Source organism: Roseivivax sp. THAF30 (assembly GCF_009363575.1).
Taxonomy (GTDB): Bacteria; Pseudomonadota; Alphaproteobacteria; order Rhodobacterales; family Rhodobacteraceae; genus Roseivivax; species Roseivivax halotolerans.
This window is the reverse complement of record NZ_CP045389.1, coordinates 1,754,743-1,773,487: the sequence shown is the minus strand read 5'-3', so window position 1 is coordinate 1,773,487 and position 18,745 is coordinate 1,754,743. Positions and strand designations below refer to the sequence as shown.

General features: G+C 62.0%; 16 protein-coding genes. 6 read left to right on the top strand and 10 right to left on the bottom strand.

The window, feature by feature from the left end; all coding sequences use genetic code 11:
- Positions 1-168: 168 nt before the first annotated feature.
- Together FIU91_RS08600 and petA are read left to right on the top strand one after the other, a co-directional pair.
- On the top strand, positions 169-693 hold the full coding sequence (locus tag FIU91_RS08600; protein ID WP_017468346.1) for a hypothetical protein: 525 nt from the start codon (positions 169-171) through the stop codon (positions 691-693).
- 103 nt (positions 694-796) lie between these two features.
- Positions 797-1,357 (top strand): ubiquinol-cytochrome c reductase iron-sulfur subunit, encoded by a 561-nt coding sequence (gene petA, locus FIU91_RS08595; protein WP_152462190.1) that lies wholly within the window; start codon positions 797-799, stop codon positions 1,355-1,357.
- A gap of 69 nt (positions 1,358-1,426) precedes the next feature.
- Here petA and FIU91_RS08590 read toward each other — a convergent pair whose 3' ends face one another.
- Positions 1,427-2,494 carry a helix-turn-helix domain-containing protein gene (locus FIU91_RS08590; RefSeq protein WP_152462189.1) on the bottom strand — a complete coding sequence of 356 codons (1,068 nt, stop codon included), beginning with the start codon at positions 2,492-2,494 and terminating at the stop codon, positions 1,427-1,429.
- Positions 2,495-3,760: 1,266 nt separating this feature from the next.
- On the opposite strand from FIU91_RS08590, the gene FIU91_RS08585 reads away from it, so the two are divergent.
- Both FIU91_RS08585 and FIU91_RS08580 read left to right on the top strand, forming a co-directional pair.
- On the top strand, positions 3,761-4,762 hold the full coding sequence (locus tag FIU91_RS08585) for an imm11 family protein (RefSeq protein WP_152462188.1): 1,002 nt from the start codon (positions 3,761-3,763) through the stop codon (positions 4,760-4,762).
- 160 nt (positions 4,763-4,922) lie between these two features.
- Positions 4,923-5,588, top strand: coding sequence for an imm11 family protein (locus FIU91_RS08580; RefSeq protein WP_152462187.1), 666 nt, complete (start codon positions 4,923-4,925; stop codon positions 5,586-5,588).
- A gap of 265 nt (positions 5,589-5,853) precedes the next feature.
- On the opposite strand, the gene FIU91_RS08575 is transcribed toward FIU91_RS08580, so the two are convergent.
- The 7 genes from FIU91_RS08575 to FIU91_RS08545 all read right to left on the bottom strand — a co-directional run bounded on the left by FIU91_RS08575 (position 5,854) and on the right by FIU91_RS08545 (position 13,379).
- The gene (locus tag FIU91_RS08575; RefSeq protein WP_254702074.1) at positions 5,854-7,347 is read right to left on the bottom strand and encodes a mannitol dehydrogenase family protein; all 1,494 of its coding nucleotides are present in this window, start codon (positions 7,345-7,347) and stop codon (positions 5,854-5,856) included.
- Complete coding sequence (locus FIU91_RS08570) at positions 7,347-8,120, bottom strand: L-iditol 2-dehydrogenase (RefSeq protein WP_152462185.1); 774 nt, start codon at positions 8,118-8,120, stop codon at positions 7,347-7,349. Before FIU91_RS08570 ends, FIU91_RS08575 begins: the two co-directional genes overlap by 1 nt.
- Complete coding sequence (locus tag FIU91_RS08565; protein WP_152462184.1) at positions 8,117-9,118, bottom strand: ABC transporter ATP-binding protein; 1,002 nt, start codon at positions 9,116-9,118, stop codon at positions 8,117-8,119. The genes FIU91_RS08570 and FIU91_RS08565 overlap by 4 nt, the downstream gene beginning before the upstream one ends.
- Before the next feature lie 11 nt (positions 9,119-9,129).
- The gene (locus FIU91_RS08560; RefSeq protein ID WP_152462183.1) at positions 9,130-9,960 is read right to left on the bottom strand and encodes a carbohydrate ABC transporter permease; all 831 of its coding nucleotides are present in this window, start codon (positions 9,958-9,960) and stop codon (positions 9,130-9,132) included.
- A 10-nt stretch (positions 9,961-9,970) separates the two neighbouring features.
- Positions 9,971-10,837: a carbohydrate ABC transporter permease gene (locus FIU91_RS08555; protein ID WP_152462182.1), complete on the bottom strand. Its 867-nt coding sequence runs from the start codon at positions 10,835-10,837 to the stop codon at positions 9,971-9,973.
- Positions 10,838-10,948: 111 nt separating this feature from the next.
- Positions 10,949-12,259 (bottom strand): sugar ABC transporter substrate-binding protein, encoded by a 1,311-nt coding sequence (locus tag FIU91_RS08550; protein ID WP_152462181.1) that lies wholly within the window; start codon positions 12,257-12,259, stop codon positions 10,949-10,951.
- 88 nt (positions 12,260-12,347) lie between these two features.
- Positions 12,348-13,379 (bottom strand): LacI family DNA-binding transcriptional regulator, encoded by a 1,032-nt coding sequence (locus FIU91_RS08545; RefSeq protein ID WP_152462180.1) that lies wholly within the window; start codon positions 13,377-13,379, stop codon positions 12,348-12,350.
- A gap of 316 nt (positions 13,380-13,695) precedes the next feature.
- On the opposite strand from FIU91_RS08545, the gene paaK reads away from it, so the two are divergent.
- Positions 13,696-15,006, top strand: coding sequence for a phenylacetate--CoA ligase PaaK (gene paaK / locus FIU91_RS08540; protein WP_152462179.1), 1,311 nt, complete (start codon positions 13,696-13,698; stop codon positions 15,004-15,006).
- Positions 15,007-15,019: 13 nt separating this feature from the next.
- Positions 15,020-15,619 (top strand): TetR/AcrR family transcriptional regulator, encoded by a 600-nt coding sequence (locus FIU91_RS08535; protein ID WP_152462178.1) that lies wholly within the window; start codon positions 15,020-15,022, stop codon positions 15,617-15,619.
- On the opposite strand, the gene paaZ is transcribed toward FIU91_RS08535, so the two are convergent.
- Together paaZ and paaE are read right to left on the bottom strand one after the other, a co-directional pair.
- The gene (gene paaZ / locus FIU91_RS08530) at positions 15,611-17,674 is read right to left on the bottom strand and encodes a phenylacetic acid degradation bifunctional protein PaaZ (protein ID WP_152462177.1); all 2,064 of its coding nucleotides are present in this window, start codon (positions 17,672-17,674) and stop codon (positions 15,611-15,613) included. The two genes, FIU91_RS08535 and paaZ, sit on opposite strands and share 9 nt — an antisense overlap.
- Positions 17,664-18,740, bottom strand: coding sequence for a 1,2-phenylacetyl-CoA epoxidase subunit PaaE (gene paaE / locus FIU91_RS08525; RefSeq protein ID WP_152462176.1), 1,077 nt, complete (start codon positions 18,738-18,740; stop codon positions 17,664-17,666). The genes paaZ and paaE overlap by 11 nt, the downstream gene beginning before the upstream one ends.
- Positions 18,741-18,745: the final 5 nt, after the last annotated feature.

Genomic DNA, 18,745 nt, shown 5'->3' with positions numbered 1-18,745 from the left:
GGGGTCGCCTTGGTGAAATACGGTATCTCCAACCGCGCCGGAGATTGGGCGCAGGGCTGAGCTCGGGATATGATCATAGGGGTTTGGCAACATATGATTGAAATCATATTACGATGCATCCGCCCCTGCTAGCGTAAACATGACACCACCCCATTGAAGGACCTGTCCATGCGTCTCATTCCCTTCGTCCTTGCCATAGTGATGGCCGCACCCGTGGCCGCGCAGCACGCCAATTCCGCGGCTGGTCACGACATGGGCGGACCGCAGGAAACCGGGCAATCGGCCTTTGCCGCCTTGGCGGAAATCGTAACGATCCTGCAGGCCGATCCCGAGACGGATTGGGAGCGGGTCGATATTGACGGATTGCGCCGCCATCTGGTCGATATGGACCTTCTGACCCAAGAGGCCGTGGTCGCCCGCACCCTGCGGCCGGAAGGGGCCCGGTTCGAGATTCGGGGCACCCCCCGTGTTCTCGAGGCCATCCGCGCCATGGTGCCCGCCCATGCGCCCTTTCTCGCGGCCGAGACCGGCTGGGACGTTGTGACAGAGGACTTAGAAGATGGCGTGGCGCTCAGTGTCGATGGCGATGCCGCGCAGATTCAGGGACTTGGTTTCTTTGGTCTGATGACCATCGGGGCGCATCACCAGGAGCACCACCTCATGATGGCAAAAGGCGCGGGCCCGCACCATTAATGCGCCGACAAGGCCTGTTTGATGATCCGTAGAGAGGTGCGCTGACAAAACGTTACATCTCGCGTGTTGACCTTCCAGCGCGGGAGGCACGGACACATGCCCGATGATGGAAGCGTCAGAGAATACCGCCCGCAGGGATTTCCTGTATTACGCAACAGCCGGGGCAGGGGTCGTGGCAACAGGGGCTGCGCTCTGGCCACTGGTGAACCAGATGAACCCCTCCGCCGATGTCCGCGCCTTGGCACAGATCACTGTTGATATTTCCGATCTCGCGCCCGGAACGCAATTGACCGTCAACTGGCGCGGAAAACCTGTCTTTATCCGTCATCGAACGGAGGCAGAAATGGCTCAGGCTCGGGCACAGGCGGTCTCTGACCTGCCTGACAGCTCGGCGCGCAACCCAAATCTGCCCGACGATGCGCTGGCAAGCGATGAGAACCGGGCCATTGCGGGTCACGAGGCACATCTGGTCATGATCGGTGTCTGTACCCATCTGGGCTGTGTCCCTCTGGGGGATGGGGCGGGGGATTTCGGGGGTTGGTTCTGCCCCTGTCACGGTTCCCATTATGACGCGGCTGGGCGCATTCGCAAAGGCCCGGCACCTGAGAACCTGCATATTCCGGACTTGTCGCTCTCGGAGGAGATGGTGCTGACTTTGGGGTGATGCAATAAAGGATAATCTGTAGTCAGAGCGCTCGAAACTGGAACAGATTTCGACTGGCCGCTGGTCGGCCTAAATCGCAATACTCCACATCCGAAACCGTCCCTGCCCCGTCACTTCACGGATTAGACCCTTCGCTTCAATCCAGGCGAGATTGCGTTGAGCGGTGGCGCGGCTAGCACCGATCCACATTTCGGCCATCGGGGCGGAAACGAGGGGCCATTCGGTCAGCAGGGCGCTCAGGACCGGCGGTGTCTTGCCTGAGAGCGTTGACATCTCTGCTTTGGCCTTCGCTGACCATGATTGGATATCGTCGAGGCGCCGCATCGCCATGAGGATAGCTGTCTGCATCCCCTCGAGCCATTGTTTAAGGCGCTCTGCCGATGGCCCACTCGCGCGCAGGCCCCCTGCCCCGCCCATTGCCAACGGTGCGAAAATTGGCCCGTTTCCCTCGCTAGCCGCGATGCGCGCGGCCGTGACCGCTGCTTCCACCCGATCGCCCTGCTGCCCAAGGCCCGCAAGACTCCAGAGATGAAACCCCATGCAGGCGCGGGTGATCGGATGAAGATCGGCGGCCTGTTTCATCAAATCCAGCCAACCGCTCGCGCGATCGTCGAAGCGCTCGGCATTTTCATCGATGTTTTCAGGATCGCGGCGGTCGAGGAAGGCTGCGATATCGACTATCGGGTCAGGACCGCCTGTCAGTCGCCGAACGGCCCATCCAATTCGCGCCAAGGCATTTGGGTCATCTTGTGCGCCTGACAGGCGCATAGAAATCCATAGCGCCAGACGATCCGGGCCTACGCGATCTCCTGCAAACCAGCTCAGGTCTGCCGCCTCGATCAGTGCCAACCTATGCAGCCAGCCTTTGGGCGCGCGAGCCAATCGGTCATCGAGCGCACCCAAGCGCCCGGCCACCCTTGCCAGAAGCGCAGCCTGATCCGCTTCGGCCCTTGCCCAGTCATCAATGAGGCCCTTTTCCGGCTGTCCCGCCCGAGGTCCGGGAGGCCGGTAATCCGGTTCCTCTTCGATCGGGCCCGGCAGGTACCAGAGAACTTCTTCCGAAGCATCCTCATCCCCCTCTCCGATGTCGAGGGGTTCGTCGAAATCTTCAGGAATAATAGTCGATTGTGGCATCATATGTGCAAAATACAGAATATTTGCACATTACCCAAGCTGTTTTGTGACCGTCGACAATGCTCTTTACACATTACGTGCGCGCGACTGCCGACGGAACCTTTCAGATCGCGATCAATGCAAGGAAACCAGGGGATTGTGCATCGGCACAATGAGAAAACACTTGCTTGCATTCGTTTGTAAACGGTCCTTTATCCATGACACTTTTGAATGCGAACGATTGATTTTCATGACCCTGTTAGAGTCTTACTCCAGCGATTAATGCCTCCAGAATTTCACCGGAGATTGGCATGTAGCGGGCTATACATTGCGCTTGATTTCCGGGCGTTATGGAAGCCGGGTAAAGACCGCGGGTACCATTGATGAGATCAACGGAAAGCAGAATATCTCAAAGAAGAAGCTGCAAAAAAAATTGGCATCGGCGCGCTTTTGAGTCTTGGAGGATCGGTTTCCTGACCACCACTACCCCCAAGTCGGCCCTGATCCCACCTAAAATTTTTGCGCTGCATCTCCCAAGTACGGAGTTAGCCCATTTTGATTGTCTTCAGGCGAATGTGGGTTTTGCCCTGTCGGACGAGCCGCAATTGGATCAAATTATTTGAACCGCAGAACACCCGACAGAGCACGCCAGAAGCCGATTTTAAGTTGCACAAATATTGCACAAGACGGCTCTCAACCTACTGATTTTTATCATCAACCAGTCCAGTCCATCATGGGCGCCACGCTTAGCCGCGCAGCCCTTTGGATGTCCGACACCCCTTGTATTTCTGGCTCTGCACTCATGATCACCTGACCGATGTTCCTAGATTCATGGGCCTTTCGCCCCCGTTTTTCGAGGTGGTGCAACAAAATGTTGCAGCGGACCCGAAGTGTTGCATCGCTCTCCACCGCCTCTGGAGCCTCGCCTCGGCGCCGCGACGGAGAGGGCCGACCGGTTCGATCTCCCTACATCGGCTACAAAATCCCGAAGAGAGATCAGAGTAGATACCATCACGCAGCGCCGGAAGAAAGAAGGCGCAACGCGCTACACGGCGGCGATCCGCAAGACAGAACGCGTTTTTAAAAAAATCCGCGCTTTGGGAGCGCCACCCCGCCACGAGTTCACTGCGGCATTTTAAGCTTCGATCTGCGACTCTTGCGGAGCAAAATCCCTTTTGACCCGCGTGACGGTTGCCCTCGGCTTTCGCAGCTCGGAGCTGCTTCCGACAAGGCGATGAATGATCGCTGCTTGGCGTTCGGTGCCGGACAGATACAGAAAAAGACGTAGACTTGCTGGATGCGCGCCGCTCGCAGCGTCCGGCGTTCAGGGCCTTCGGTGAAGGAGAAGCTGAACTCCACCATCACTTCGGGCGGGAAACTGGACTGGCCCAGCCGGTGCAATGTCTCAGCGAGCAAGGGATCGAGAGTTCGCTCACCCGCAGCGCTCTCGACGCAACTGAATCGGCCTTGTCAAAAAGCTCTCGGAAAATGCTCGCCGCTTGCCAAGAAGTCTTCCCCTGCTTGCACCGGACATGCGATGAATTTCACGCCGGGACGATAGTTCAGATGTTCCCAGTTAATGTGTGGTGCGTTCAGGAGGCTCAGATGGCGATCGTCCTCGACACCGAATACGGTGGAAAATTCTACGGCAAATATGCGCTTTGGTACCGTGATCCTGCGCAGGCAGCCCGGCTGAAGGCGTACAGGGAGCTGTACGATTCAGAGGAATTGAAGCTTCTTGGGCAGCTCAGGGCGGAAGGCCGCAAGAGTTTCTGGAAGAACACGCTCGAAGTTCCCAAGCGTCGCGAGCACGTGCCGGACGCGCTGGTTCTGGAAAAAGGGACCGAGCTTCCGGATTACATTCATGATACCTGTATCGGTCGCCTGGTCAGCCAGAAACTCAAAGACATCATTGAGACCGTTGAGCCAGCCGGAAATGGCTTCTCGTTTTTCGAGGTTGCCATCTATGGAAAAGATGGCTCGCCCTTCCCTACGCCGTATTTTCACTGGAACGTCTATCGCAAGATTGACGCGATCGACGGGTCCCGAGACGGCGTGAAAACCGTGATGGGTGCCCCGACAGGGACGCATCTCTGGACCTACGCCGGTGGCGGAATCAAGCGGAGCCGCGATCACCTGGCGTTGCAGGCCAAGGAGATTGCGGGCATGGCGGCATGGACTGATTTCCGGTTCGGCGAGTCCCGAGTTTTCATTTCCGACGCGCTGCACGAGGCGATGCGTGCAGCGGGCGTTAGTGGCTACGAGGCCCAGTCGGAATGGGCAGAGACTTGACCGGCCGCTGGCGCGGCGCTCGAGGCAAGGAATGGAGATCTCAGCACAGCGTGTCGGTCCGTCATCGTTTCGCCGGAAACGGCCGTTACCTTCCGCGCGACAGGCGACGATTGTTCGGATTCACGAACCGACACGGCATTCAAAAAGGGGCAGATCCCAAATGGCATGGGCAATGAGAGAACCGGGCTCGTTCGGCGCGTTCTTCCCGAACGGTGACCTCGAAGAATGGGAAGACCGACTGAAGCGGCGGTTCGACGAGATGTCGCCGTCGGAAAAGGCACAGTATGGCGGCGACGCGCCCGGCTATCTTTACCACGTTGCCCAGAAATTCCGGTCGGGTCGCGGCATGCTCGAGGACGAAGAGAAGCCCGCGGAACTGAAAACCGATAGGACCTACAAGGATCTGGGCGATCTCATGATGGTCGTCGATGGGCTGCTGGTCGTCTCGGAGGCATTCAAGGACGTCGTGGACGCCATGGAACCGGGCGTACATCAGTTCTGGCCGATGCGGTTCGTCGCGCCCTGGGGCAAACCTTATGACGACACGCTGTTTGGCATGGTCATCGGCGCGCGGTTGAACAGCTTTTCCGAGACGGACAGCGACCCGGCCTCCTTCAGGATGACGGACGGCTATCCCCTGGCGGAATATTCGAACCCCAAGAAGGTGTCTGGCCTCGCCCTGTCGAGATCGGAGATCGGCGGTCGCCATCTCTGGCGTGAAAGCCGGCTCTATGGGCTGGACATATTCTTTTCCGAAGACCTGGTCGCAAAACTGACCGAGCGGAAAATGAAGCTGCCCAAGATGTTTCAGGTGAGAGAGGTTTGAACCGGCTGTTCCCCTATGGATGCAAGAGGCTTCATCCACGGTCATATCGGCCAAGCGATCAGGGCTTCTCAGGGATCAACAGAGGCATCCATCACGGATTCCACGCTAAAGCGGGCCGCGTCCTTTGCGATGGTCCCGGGCATTCGGCGTCCTCCTTCGAACCGGCGGTCAACAAGCGGTTCCAAGCCGTCCAAGTTATACTTTCCAAGCCTGCCCCTGCACCTCGCGCGGCAAAGACACATGGTCTGAGCTGAGAACGCCGGCGTTATGCAGCCGTATCCGACCCGGCATAGCGGCGGAGGGCGGCGCGCGTGCCCTCCTGCCAGATCAGCGTCAGCCACCTGCCGAATGCCTGCACGAACCGCGCGTCTTGGGCGAGCGCGCCGTAGATCTGGTCTTGCTCCAGCCAGGCTTCCGGCCGCTGGCGGGCGGCCTCGGCGCGGGTGATCAGCGCATCCCAGAACGGATCGTTGGGCTCGATCTGCGAGCCGTCCTCGCGCTGGCCCGCACACATCCGCGCCCAGAGCGCTTCGACCAAAGCGAGCCCGGAGATCGACGTTCCGGCGCCAAGGCCGTCCCGGAGCACGGGCAGGACGAACCCGGCATGCCGCGAGGAGCCATCGAAGGCCACGCGGCGCGTCGTGTCGCGGATTGCCGGGTTCGCAAAGCGCGCCTCGATGAGCTTGGCATAATCGGGGGCGGTCATGCCCGGAACATCCGCCACATGCGGCACAATTTCCTCCAGCTCTACCTTGCGCCAAAAGGCCGAGACGTCGGCATCGGCCATGCAATCGGCGATGGTGGCGAGGCTCAGAAGCTCTCCGGCATTGGCCAGCACTTGGTGCCCCGCGTTGAGGATGCGGATCTTCATCGTCTCGTAGCTGTGCACATCGCCCGTAAACGTCGCCCCGACGGTGTCCCATTCGGGTCGTCCGGCGCAGAACCGGTCCTCGATCACCCATTGCCGGAAGGGTTCGTGCGTCACTGGAGCCGCATCGCGAATGCCGAACGCGGCCGCCGCCGCGATCTCGGCGGAGCCGGTCGCCGGCACGATGCAATCAACCATCGAATTGGGGAAGGTGCACTCGCGCGCGATCCATTCGGCAAGCTCTGGATCGGAGAGCCGCGCGAGACCCAAGACCGTGTCGCGGGTGATGTCCCCGTTCCCGCGAAGATTGTCGCAGCTCTGCACCGCGAAGGGCCCAAGACCCGCGTCTCTGCGGATCCGCAAGGCGGCGATGATCGCGCCGAAGGCGGTGCGCGGTGCCTCGGGGGTCTCGGCGTCGAAGACGATGTCGGGATGGGCTGGATCGAAGGCGCCGGTGCCCGGGTTCACGAAATAGCCGCCTTCCGTTACGGTCAGCGAGACGATACGGATCGCTGGATCAGCCATCTGCGCGATCAGGGCCGCGTTACCTGACTCGACCGGCAGAAAATCGATCATCGAGCCGCAGATCTCCGCGCTCGTTCCGTCCGGGCGCAATTCGATCAAGGTTGTCAGATGATCCTGTGCCGCGAGCTTCTCGCGCATCACGGCATCGCCGCCCCTGACACCGGCACCGATGATGGCCCAGTCGCGCGCGCGCCCGTCGTTCATGAGCCGGTGCAGATACCAGGCCTGGTGCGCGCGGTGAAAATTGCCGACGCCGATATGCACGATACCGGGGCTCAGATCCTCGCGGGAATAGGTCGGGCGCGGGATATCCGGAGACAGTTCGGTGAGGTTTTCGCGGTTCAGCGGGACGGCATTCTTGGTCATCAGTTCATCCATTGTCCGCCGTCCACGTTGTAGGTCTGGGCCACGATGTACCGGGCCTCGTCGCTGGCGAGAAAGACGGCCATACCGGTCAGATCCTCCGGTATGCCCATGCGCCCAAACGGCACGCCAGCACCGACTTCCGCCTTCTTCTGGCCCGGAGCCTTGTTCTCGTATTTTGCAAAGAAGGCATCGACACCGTCCCAATGCGCGCCATCGACGACACCGGGCGAGATGGCATTCACATTGATGCCGTGCCGGATCAGGTTCAGTCCGGCTGATTGGGTCAGGGAAATCACCGCTGCCTTGGTCGCGCAGTAGACGGCCACCAATGGCTCTCCGCGGCGTCCGGCCTGGCTCGCCATGTTGATGATGCGGCCTTTCACACCTGCCTCGATCATGTGCCGTGCGACGGCCTGCATCGTGAAGAGCGTGCCTGCGACGTTGATCTCGAAAGTGCGGGCATACTCCTCCCGGCTGATCTCGGTGATCGGCGCGGCGGTGAACACGGCCGCGTTGTTGATGAGGATGTCGATCCGTCCGAACTTCGCCACGGTCTCGGCGACGGCAGCGTCGATGCTGTCCTGCCGGGTCACGTCCATGTCGAGCGCGATGGCCTTTGCTCCGATCTCGCGCGCCGCCTCTTCGGCCCGTGCGTAATCGATATCGCCAAGCGCAACCTTCGCGCCCTCTTCGGCGTAGGCGCGGGCAAATGCGAGGCCGATGCCGCGTGCGGCGCCCGTGATCAGCGCCGTTTTCCCTGCAAGTCGCGTCATTTGAGGCGGAGCCCGTGGCCGTCGAAGCGGTGGATCTGATCGTCGCGGGGCGCGAGGGATACCGTATCGCCGCTTCGCAGCCCGATCTCGCCGGTCGAACGCACGGTGATCGTCTCGGCAAGGCCGGTGCCATGGACATGCAGGAACGTGTCCGACCCCAGGTGCTCTGCGACGCCCACTTTCCCCTGCCAAGGTCCGCTCTCGACGACATCGATATGCTCGGGGCGGATCCCGATGGTCTGCGCGCCGTGCTGCTCGGCAGGGTTGCCTTCGATCAGGTTCATCCTGGGGCTGCCGATGAACCCGGCGACGAACAGGTTGCGCGGCGCGCGATAGAGTTCGAGCGGCGAGCCGACCTGCTCGATATTGCCTGCGCGCAGGACCACGATCTTGTCGGCCATCGTCATGGCCTCGACCTGGTCGTGCGTCACGTAGATCATCGTCGTCTGCAGCCTCTCGTGAAGCTCGCTGATCTCGAGCCGCATCCCCACGCGGAGCGCGGCATCGAGGTTCGACAACGGCTCGTCGAAAAGAAACGCCGCCGGTTCGCGAACGATCGCGCGGCCGATGGCGACACGCTGACGCTGGCCGCCCGAGAGCTGTCCGGGGCGGCGATCGAGGTAATCGGTGAGGTTCAGCGCCTTCGCGGCGGAGTCGATCCGGCGGTTCTGCTCATCCTGCGGGATACCGGCCATCCGCATCGGAAAGGCGATGTTCTTCCGCACGCTCATGTGCGGGTAAAGGGCGTAGGACTGGAACACCATCGCGAGCCCACGTTTCGCCGGAGGCGTGTTCGAGGCGTCGTTCCCGTCGATGCGGATCGTGCCGGAGGTGATGTCCTCAAGCCCCGCGATCAAGCGCAGCAGCGTGGACTTCCCGCAGCCCGAGGGCCCGACGAACACGCAGAACTCGCCGTCTTCGATGGTCAGGTCAAGGGGCGGGATGACATTCACGTCGCCGAAGCTCTTGGTGACCTGTTCAAGCGTAATCTGTCCCATGTGGGGTCTCCCTACTTCACTGCGCCGAAGGTCAGGCCGCGGACGAGTTGTTTCTGGCTGAACCAGCCGAGGATGAGGATCGGGGCGATGGCCATCGTCGAGGCCGCCGACAATTTCGCGAAGAACAGGCCCTCGGGGCTGGAATAGCTGGCGATGAAGGCGGTGAGCGGCGCGGCGTTGACCGCGGTCAGGTTCAGCGTCCAGAACGCCTCGTTCCAGGCGAGGATGAAGTTGAGAAGGATCGTCGAGGCGATGCCCGGCACGGCCATCGGCGTCAGAATATAAAGGATTTCTTCCTTGAGCGTCGCCCCGTCCATCCGCGCGGCTTCAAGGATCTCTCCGGGAATTTCGCGAAAATAGGTGTAGAGCATCCAGACGATGATCGGCAGGTTGATGAGCATCAGGATCACGACGAGCGCGAGCCGGTTGTCGAGAATCCCCAGCTCGATGCAGATCAGGTAGATCGGGTAAAGCACGCCCACCGCCGGCAGCATCTTGGTGGAGAGCATCCACAGAAGGATATCCTTCGTCCGCCGCGACGGCACGAAGGCCATTGACCACGCTGCGGGCACGGCGATCAGGATGCCGAGGATCGTGGAGCCACCAGCGATGATGACCGAGTTCCACAAGAAACGCATGTAGTCGGAGCGCTCCTGCACCACCGCGTAATTCTCCAGCGTCCAGTCGAAGCCGAGGAAGATGGGCGGGTTGGCAATCGCCTGAGCCTCGGTCTTGAACGACGTCAGGATCGTCCAGAGGATCGGGAAGAAGATCACGAGGCCGATCACCCATGCGATCGTGGTGTTGAGGGCTTTGCGTTGTGTCGTGACGGCGCGTGCCATGTCTGTTCCCTCACTTGTCCAGGTTCTTGCCGACGATACGCATCAGGAAGAGCGCAACGATGTTGGCGAGAATGATGGCGTAGACGCCGCCGGCACTGCCGAGACCCACGTTCTGGCTTTCGAGCACACGCTGGTAGATCAGGTAAGTCAGTGTCCGCGTGCCGAAGGCGCCGCCGGTGGTCACGAAGATCTCCGCGAAGATCGACAGCAGGAAGATCGTCTGGATCAGGACGACGATGGTGATCGCGCGGGAGAGATGCGGCAGGATGATCTCTGCGAACCGGCGCAGCGGCGGCGCGCCATCCATCTCGGCCGCTTCGAGTTGCTCGCTATCGAGCGATTGCACCGCCGTCAGAAGGATGAGCGTCGCGAAGGGCAACCACTGCCACGACACGATGAGAATGATCGAGAAGGTCGGCGCGTCGCTCAGCCAGACCACAGGATCGGCCCCGAAGGCGCGCCAGAGATGCGCCAGAAGGCCGTTGGTCGGATCCATGAACATATTCTTCCAGACCAGCGCAGAGACGGTCGGCATGACGAAGAACGGCGCGATCACGAGGATGCGGACGATCCCCTGCCCCCACATCGGCTGATCGAGAAGCAGGGCGAGGAGAATTCCGAAGACAACGGTGATGATGAGAATGCCGCCGACGATGACCAGCGTGGTCTGCACCGAGGGCCAGAAGGCGCTCGACGTCACGAAGCGGACGTAGTTGTCGAACCCGGCCGAGCCGAGATCGCCGCCCCGCAAGGGCAGGAATTGCCGAAACGAGAACCAGACGGTCATCGAGAGCGGCACGAGCATCCAGACGAGGAGGACGAAGACCGCAGGGGCCATCATAAGCCGTGCCGCTGACCGGGAATGCTGGGTCGCCATGGCAAAATCCTCCCTGATGCCGGCGAAGTGCCCCGGCACGAACAGTTTAGTTTTCATCGGGGCTTGTGTCGCGGAAGGCGGCCTCCGCCGCCTTCCGGCCAGGATCGAGGATCAGCGGTAGCCCGCTGCCTCCATCGCCTCGTTCGTGATCGCCTGCGCGTTCTCGAGCGCCTGCTCCACGCTCTGCTGCCCGGCATAGGCAGCGGCAAATTCCTGGCTCACTTCCGTGGCGATGCCGGCGAATTCGGGGATCGCCGCGAACTGGACGCCGGTATAGGGGACCGGATCAACCGTCGGGTTGTTCGGATCGGCCGCCAGGATCGAGTCGAGCGTTTTTTGCGCGAACGGCACATCGGCGTAGTTTGGATTCTCGTAGAGCGATGTCCGCGCGCCCGGCGGCACGTTGGCCCAGCCTTCGTTCTCGGCAACAAGCTCGATATAGTCGGCCGAGGTGGCCCATTCGATGAACTGCAGCGCCGCATCCTGCTTCTGGGTACCGGCCGGGATGGCGAGCGCCCAGGCCCAGAGCCAGTTGGCCTTCTTCTCGACCCCTTCGGCGTTCGGCGCGAGCGTGAAGCCCACGCTGTCCGCGACTTCGCTGTCATCCGGGTTCGTCACGAAGGACGCAGCCACCGTCGCGTCGATCCACATGCCGCAACGACCCTGCTGGAAGAGCGAGAGGTTCTCGTTGAAGCCGTTGGTCTCGTAACCGTCGGGACCGTAATCGTTCATCAGCTCGACGTAGAAGTTCAGGGCGTTGGCCCATTCCTCCGTATCGAACTGCGCGTTCCATTCCTCGTCGAACCAGCGGGCACCGAAGGAGTTGCCGAGAACCGTCGCGGTCGCGCCGCCCTCGCCCCAGCCCGGCTTGCCACGCAGGCAGATGCCGTTCACGCTGGTCTCTGGATCGTCCATTGCAGCGGCTGCTTCGCGGATGAATTCCCATGTCGGCTCGTCGGGCATCTCGAGACCGGCCTCTTCCATGAGATCGGTACGATACATGACCATCGAGCTTTCGCCGTAGAACGGCGCCGCGTAGAGCGTGCCGTCGTGGCTGAGACCGTTCCGCATGGCGGGCAGGATGTCATCGACATTGTATTCTTCGGAGAGATTGTCGAGGGGCACAAGCCAATCGTTGGCGCCCCAGATGGGGGTCTCGTACATGCCGATGGTCATGATGTCGAACTGACCGCCATTGGTCGTGATATCCGTCGTGACGCGCTGGCGAAGGACGTTTTCCTCCAGCGTCACCCATTCCACACCGATACCGGTCTCGGCGGTGAATTGGTCCGTATAGCCCTGCATCCGGATCATGTCGCCGTTGTTCACGGTTGCGATGGTGATCGTGGTATCTTGGGCAAAAGCAGCGGCGCTGCACAGCGTGAGCGCCGTCGAGGCGCCGAGAACGCGCTTGAGTGACATCCGATATCCTCCCTGATCTTGGATGCAGTGGAACATCGGTAGCCAACAGATTCACGCGCGTCAATCTTTTCTTTACGCGCGATAACTTTTAGGCGGACTTTCTCAGAACCAGCGTGCCGTCGAAAAAGCTTGAGATCTTTTTCTTCGGGCGCTCGCCGCTGCTGATGATCTCGAGCAGCTTTTCAAAGCTGCTGCCCGTTATCTTCTCGTAATCCTGCGACACGGTGGTGAGAGCCGGACAGGTGAACCGCGAGAACGGGTGGTCATCATGCCCCGCGACCCTGAGCGCGCACCCTGCCCCGACCCCGACGCGCAAGCCGTTCTCGTAGGCGGCGGCCAGAAAACCGATCGCCAGACGGTCGTTGCTGCAGAAGACGGTGTTGGTCGGAATGCCGCGCGCCGCGATGAGCTGGCTCGCCTCCCGGTGCGCGATCTCCTCGAAGGCCCAACCGTCGCCATCGACGCTCAGGACAATCGGTTCATGCCCCAATCGGCGCATCGCGCCCTCATATGCCGTGCGCCGCTTGTTGGCATTGGGGTTCGGCGCTCGCGCCATCTCGAAAAGCGCTGGCGGCTCTCCGGTTCGACACAGATATTCAACCATTATATCAGTGCTTTGCGAGTATTTTGAGCCAAACATCGCATCGCCGACATCTTCGACATCGCAGTCGAACAGGACGGTGGCCAGCTCATCGCACAGCTCCGACAGCGCGTCGCGATGAGAGCGCCGCCCGATCGGCGCGAGGAGCACACCGGCCGGCCGGATGCCTCGAAGGCTTTCGAGGTTCGCAACTTCCCGCTCGGGATCGCCATGCGAGCTGAGAAGGATTGGGTTGAACCCTGCATCGCTGGACAGGAGCTCAAGGTTGCGCGCCACTTCGGCAAAGAACGGGTCGGCGAGAAACGGCACGACGATGCCGATATTGCGTGTCAGTTGGCGGTTCTGATTGATGGCGTAGACATTGGGCGTGTAATCGTAGCGCTCAAGGGCCTCCTCGATCCGCGCACGGGTGGTTTTCCTGACCGATTGCGGATCGTTGAAGAACTTGGAGAGCGTGGGGCGTGAGATGCCGCTGACGGACGCCAGTTCCTCCATCGTTCTCACCTTTTCTGGCCGCATCAGGCGCCTCCAATTTATTTACGCGCGACAAGTATATAGTGTCGGCGCGCGCGGTTTGTGTCAACTTGCTAAGCCGATGTCGCACGGGATGCCAAGTCGCTTGGCGCGTTCGGCAATCCAAGCCGTTCGCGGGGCCTCTTCGATCTTGAGCCGTCACATATCCCTGGAGGCGAGGCCCGTATCCGGCATCCCGCCCCAAAAGCCACAAAACATCACAAAGATCCCGGCGATGTCAGTTTATTGACCGACCGGACGGTTTATGAAAACGTCCTCCTTGGGAGTGCCGCGGCCCGCGTGCCCGGCAAGGGAGGAGCGCATGAAGGATCTGACACCACCGAAAGACAGTCTCGATCCGATCGAGATCGCGAGCCGGGACGAGATCACCGCGCTACAGGAAGAACGGCTCGCATGGTCGTTGCGCCACGCCTACGAGAACTCGCCGTTCTTCAAGCAGAGTTTCGATGCTGCCGGCGCACATCCCGATGATTTCAAGACGATTTCGGATCTTGCGGCCTTTCCCTTCGCGGTAAAGGAAGATCTTCGCGCCACCTATCCATTCGGCATGTTCGCCGTGCCCCGTGAGCGGCTCGCGCGGGTCCACGCATCTTCCGGCACGACGGGCAAGCCCACGGTCGTCGGCTACACACGGAAGGATGTCGACGTCTGGGCCGATTGCATGGCCCGCTCGATCCGCGCGAGCGGCGGGCGGCCCGGTGATATCTGTCACGTCGCCTATGGCTACGGCCTTTTCACCGGCGGCCTCGGCGCGCATTACGGGGCCGAGCGGCTGGGCTGCACGGTGGTGCCGGTCTCGGGGGGCATGACCGAGCGGCAAGTCACCCTGATTTCAGATTTCGCGCCCGACATCATCATGGTCACGCCGTCCTACATGCTCTCGATCCTCGACGAGTTTCGCCGCACGGGTCTCGATCCTCGCGACAGCTCGCTCAAGGTCGGTATCTTCGGCGCGGAGCCCTGGACCAATTCCATGCGAGAAGAGATCGAGCGCGCCTTCGACATGCATGCGGTCGACATTTACGGGTTGTCCGAAATCATGGGGCCGGGCGTTGCCAATGAATGCGTTGAGACGAAAGACGGCCTGCATGTCTGGGAAGATCATTTCTATCCCGAGATCATCGACCCTGAGACCGGCGCGGTTCTGCCCGACGGCGAGATCGGCGAGCTTGTCTTCACCACGCTGACGAAAGAGGCGCTACCGATGATCCGGTATCGCACTCGCGATCTCTCGCGCATCCTGCCGGGCACCGCGCGCTCGATGCGGCGGATCGAGAAGATCACCGGACGCTCCGACGACATGATCATCCTGCGCGGCGTCAACGTCTTCCCCACGCAGATCGAGGAGCAGCTCATGAAATGTCTTGGCCTTGCCCCGCACTTCCAGATCGAGCTTATCCGCGACGGCCGTATGGACGAGATGATCGTGAACGTGGAGGCCACCGGCGACGCCGCCGCGCCCGAGGCCCGTGCGGCCTCTGCCGAGGAACTCGCCCATCACGTCAAGTCGGTGATCGGCATCACCGCCCGGATCGAGGTCCGTGATCCGGGTGCGGTCCCCCGCTCGGAAGGCAAGGCGAAACGCGTGGTCGACAAGCGCCCCCGCGACTGACAGAGACCAAGCCATGGCCCGCACCCGCGCACAGGATTTCGACGAGAAACGGCACGGCCTTCTGCTCGTCGCCGCGAATGTCTTCGCAACGCAAGGCATGGACAAGGCGTCCATGTCCCAGATCGCGAGCGAGGCGGGGGTCTCCAAGTCGTTGCTCTATCACTATTATCCATCCAAGGATGCGCTGATCTTCGCGATCATTCACACGCATATGGAAGCGATCGACTTGCGGCTGTCGCAAGTCCCGCGCGATGGCATCGCGCCGCGCGCCCGTCTCGAGCGGCTCATCCTCGTGGTTCTCGATGCCTATCGGGGCGCGGACGATCAGCACAAGGTGCAGCTCAACGCGGGCCCCGCGCTTTCGGACGAACAGATGGACCGCATCAAGGACGTCGAGCGCCGTGTGGTGCGCCATTTCACGGAAACGCTCCGCGAGATCCGTCCCGATCTCGACCGCCCGGGCGCGCCGCGCACCATGCCGGTGGCGCTGTCGCTCTTCGGGATGCTGAACTGGGTCTACATGTGGTTCCGCGAGGACGGGGCGATCAGCCGCGAGGACTACGGACGTCTCGCCACCTCGCTGATTTTGGGCGGCGTCGACGGGTTAGAGTGAGGCCGCCTCGGGCCAGCTCTTCGCCACCATTGTCAGCACGTCGTACATCGCCACGGCATCGCCCTTCTGATTTCGCACAACGCAGTCCCAGCGCACCTCGCCATGTTCCGAGCCTTCGCGCGGGTTGATCGCCTTGCAGGTCAGCACGACGCCGAGACTGTCACCGAAATAGACCGGCGTCAGGAACCTCAGGTTATCGATGCCGTAATTGGCAAGGACCGGCCCGGGTTCGGGCGAGACAAAAAGCCCCGCCGCAAACGAGACGATCAGGTAGCCATGCGCGACGCGACCCTCGAAGAACGGGTTCGCACGCGCCGCCGCGCTGTCCATATGCGCGTAGAAGGTGTCGCCGGTGAACGTGGCGAAATGCTCGACATCCGCCTCGGTGATCTCTCGCGTATCTGTCACGACCCGGTCGCCGAGCCGAAGCTCTGACAGCGACTTTCTGAATGGATGCGTGTCCTCGCGTACGCTTGCGCCCTCTGACCACACCCCTGTGACCGCTGACAGGAAGTCGGGCGCGCCCTGGATCGCCGTGCGCTGCATGAAGTGGGTCACGCCGCGCATGCCGCCCATCTCCTCGCCGCCGCCTGCGCGGCCCGGTCCGCCATGGACGAGCGGCGCGAGCGGGGAGCCATGGCCCGTCGACGTCTTGGCCGAGGTCCGATTGCCGATCAGGACGCGGCCATGAAACGGCGCGAGGCCCGTGACGATCTCGCCCGCAAGGCGCGTGTCGTTCGTGAAAAGCGAGGAGACAAGCGAGCCCTTGCCTTTCCGCGCCAGCGCCACCGCGTCCTCCGCGCTCTCATAGGCCATCAGCGTTGCGACCGGGCCGAATGCCTCGACCTCGTGCGGGGCACGCGCGCCCATCGGATCGCCCGCGCGCATCAGCACCGGCGAGATGAACGCGCCCCGGTCGGCATCGCCCGAGACAAGCGTGACCTCGTCAGGATCGCCCCAGAGGATCTCCGCCTCCGAGCAGATCTCTGCCACCTTGGCGCGCACGGCGTCCCGCTCATCGAGGGCGACCAGCGCCGACATGCGCGCGCGCTCGTCATCTGGCAGGCCGATGGGCGTCTGCGCCAGCCGGTCGGAGATCGCCGCGGCGACCGCGTCCTCATGCGCTTTCGGGACGAGGATGCGCCGGATCGCGGTGCATTTCTGGCCGGCCTTGACGGTCATCTCGCGGACGACCTCTTTCACGAACAGCTCGAACTCCGGGCTGCCCGGCACGGCATCTTCCCCGAGGATCGTTGCGTTCAAGCTGTCCGCTTCCATCGTGAACCGCGTCGCATTGGCGATAATCGCAGGATGCGCGCGAAGGCGTTGCCCGGTGGCGGCGGAGCCCGTGAAGGTCACGACGTCCTGCCCCGTGACATGATCCAGCATATCACCGGCAGAGCCGGAGAGAAGTTGCAAAGCGCCTTCGGGCAGAATGTCCATCTCGAGGATCCTGCGCGTGACGCGTTCGGTCAGATACGCTGTCTGCGAGGCCGGTTTCACAAGGCACGGCATTCCGGCGATGAGGGCCGGCGCGATCTTCTCAAGCATCCCCCAGACGGGAAAGTTGAACGCGTTGATATGGACCGCGATGCCGGTCAGTGGGGTCAGGATATGCTGCGCGGAAAAGGTGCTGTCGCGCGACAGTGGCTCGACATCGCCTTCAGGCAGAACGCGCGCGTTCGGCAATTCGCGGCGCGCTTTCGACGCGAAGCTGAGCATGGTGCCGATGCCGCCATCGATATCGATCCAGCCGTCCTTGCGAGTGGCGCCCGTGGCGAAGTTCTCCTCGTAGAATTCCTCCTTCATCTCCATCAGCCGAAAGCCCACGGCCTTCAGCATTAGCGCGCGTTCATGGATGGTCAGCGCGCGGAGCCGCTCCCCGCCGACCTCACGCCCCCATTGGAGCGCCGCGGCAAGGTCGAGCCCCTCCGCCCCGATCAGGGCATGAATATCGCCCGTTGCAGCATGGGCGAGCGGTTTGCCCTCCCCGGCGCCGCTCCGCCACGCGCCTTCGAGAAAGCTTTCAAGCCGGCGCGGCGCGTCACTCGTCATAGCTTAGCACCACCTTGTCCGAGAGCGGCACGCATTGGCACGACAGCACGTATCCCGCGCGAATTTCGTAATCTTCGAGCGCATGGTTCACCGCCATCTCGACCTCGCCTTCCAGCACCCGCGCCCGGCAGGTCGAACAGACGCCGGCCTTGCATGAGAAAGGTGCATCCATGTCAGCCGCGATTGCCGCATCGAGGATTCGCGTGCCGTCCTTCGGCATCACGAAACTGCGCGTCGCGCCGTCCAGCGTGACCTTCACCTCGCAGCCGGTCTTCGCGCGTGCAGCGTCGCGAGACACCGCCCGCGTCCTGGCGCGGCCGGGTTGCGCTGCGGCGAAAAGTTCGAACTTGATCTGTTCGTCGCTCAGGCCGTGGGCGCGCAGGCTGTCGGCGATCGTCAGCATCATCGGCTCGGGCCCGCAGATGAACGCCATGTCGACGCTCTCCGCATCGATCCAGAGCCGGAACAGTGTCTCCATCTTCTCCGCGTCGATCCGGCCGGTGAAGAGGTCAATCTCCTGCCCGTCGGTTTCGAGGATGTGGATCACCGAGAATCGCCGGAGATAGGTGTTTTTCAGATCCTCGAGTTCCTCGCGAAACATGATGCTGGAGACCTGCCGGTTGGCGTAGACAAGCGTGAAGCGCGCGCCGGGCTCGCGCGCGAGCGTCGTCTTGATGATCGACAGAAGCGGGGTAATGCCCGAGCCGCCTGCAAAGCCGAGATAGCTGCGATCCCTGCTTGGATCGAGCGCCGCGTGGAAGCGCCCCATCGGCGGCATCGCCTCCAGCGTGTCGCCTGGCCGCAGCTCCTCGTTCGCCCATGTCGAGAACGCACCGCCCTCGACGCGCTTGATCCCGACGCGCAGGCATCCCTCATCGAGGCCCGCGCAGATCGAATAGGATCGGCGCAGCTCGGCGCCGCCGATCTCGCGGCGAAACGTCAGATACTGGCCCTGGATGAATCCGAAGGCGTCGGCATCGCTGTCGCGCGGTTTCAGGGTGACGACGACCGCGTCGCGGGTCTCCTTGCGGACCTCGGTGACGTCGAGCGGATGGAACCGGGCCATGACGC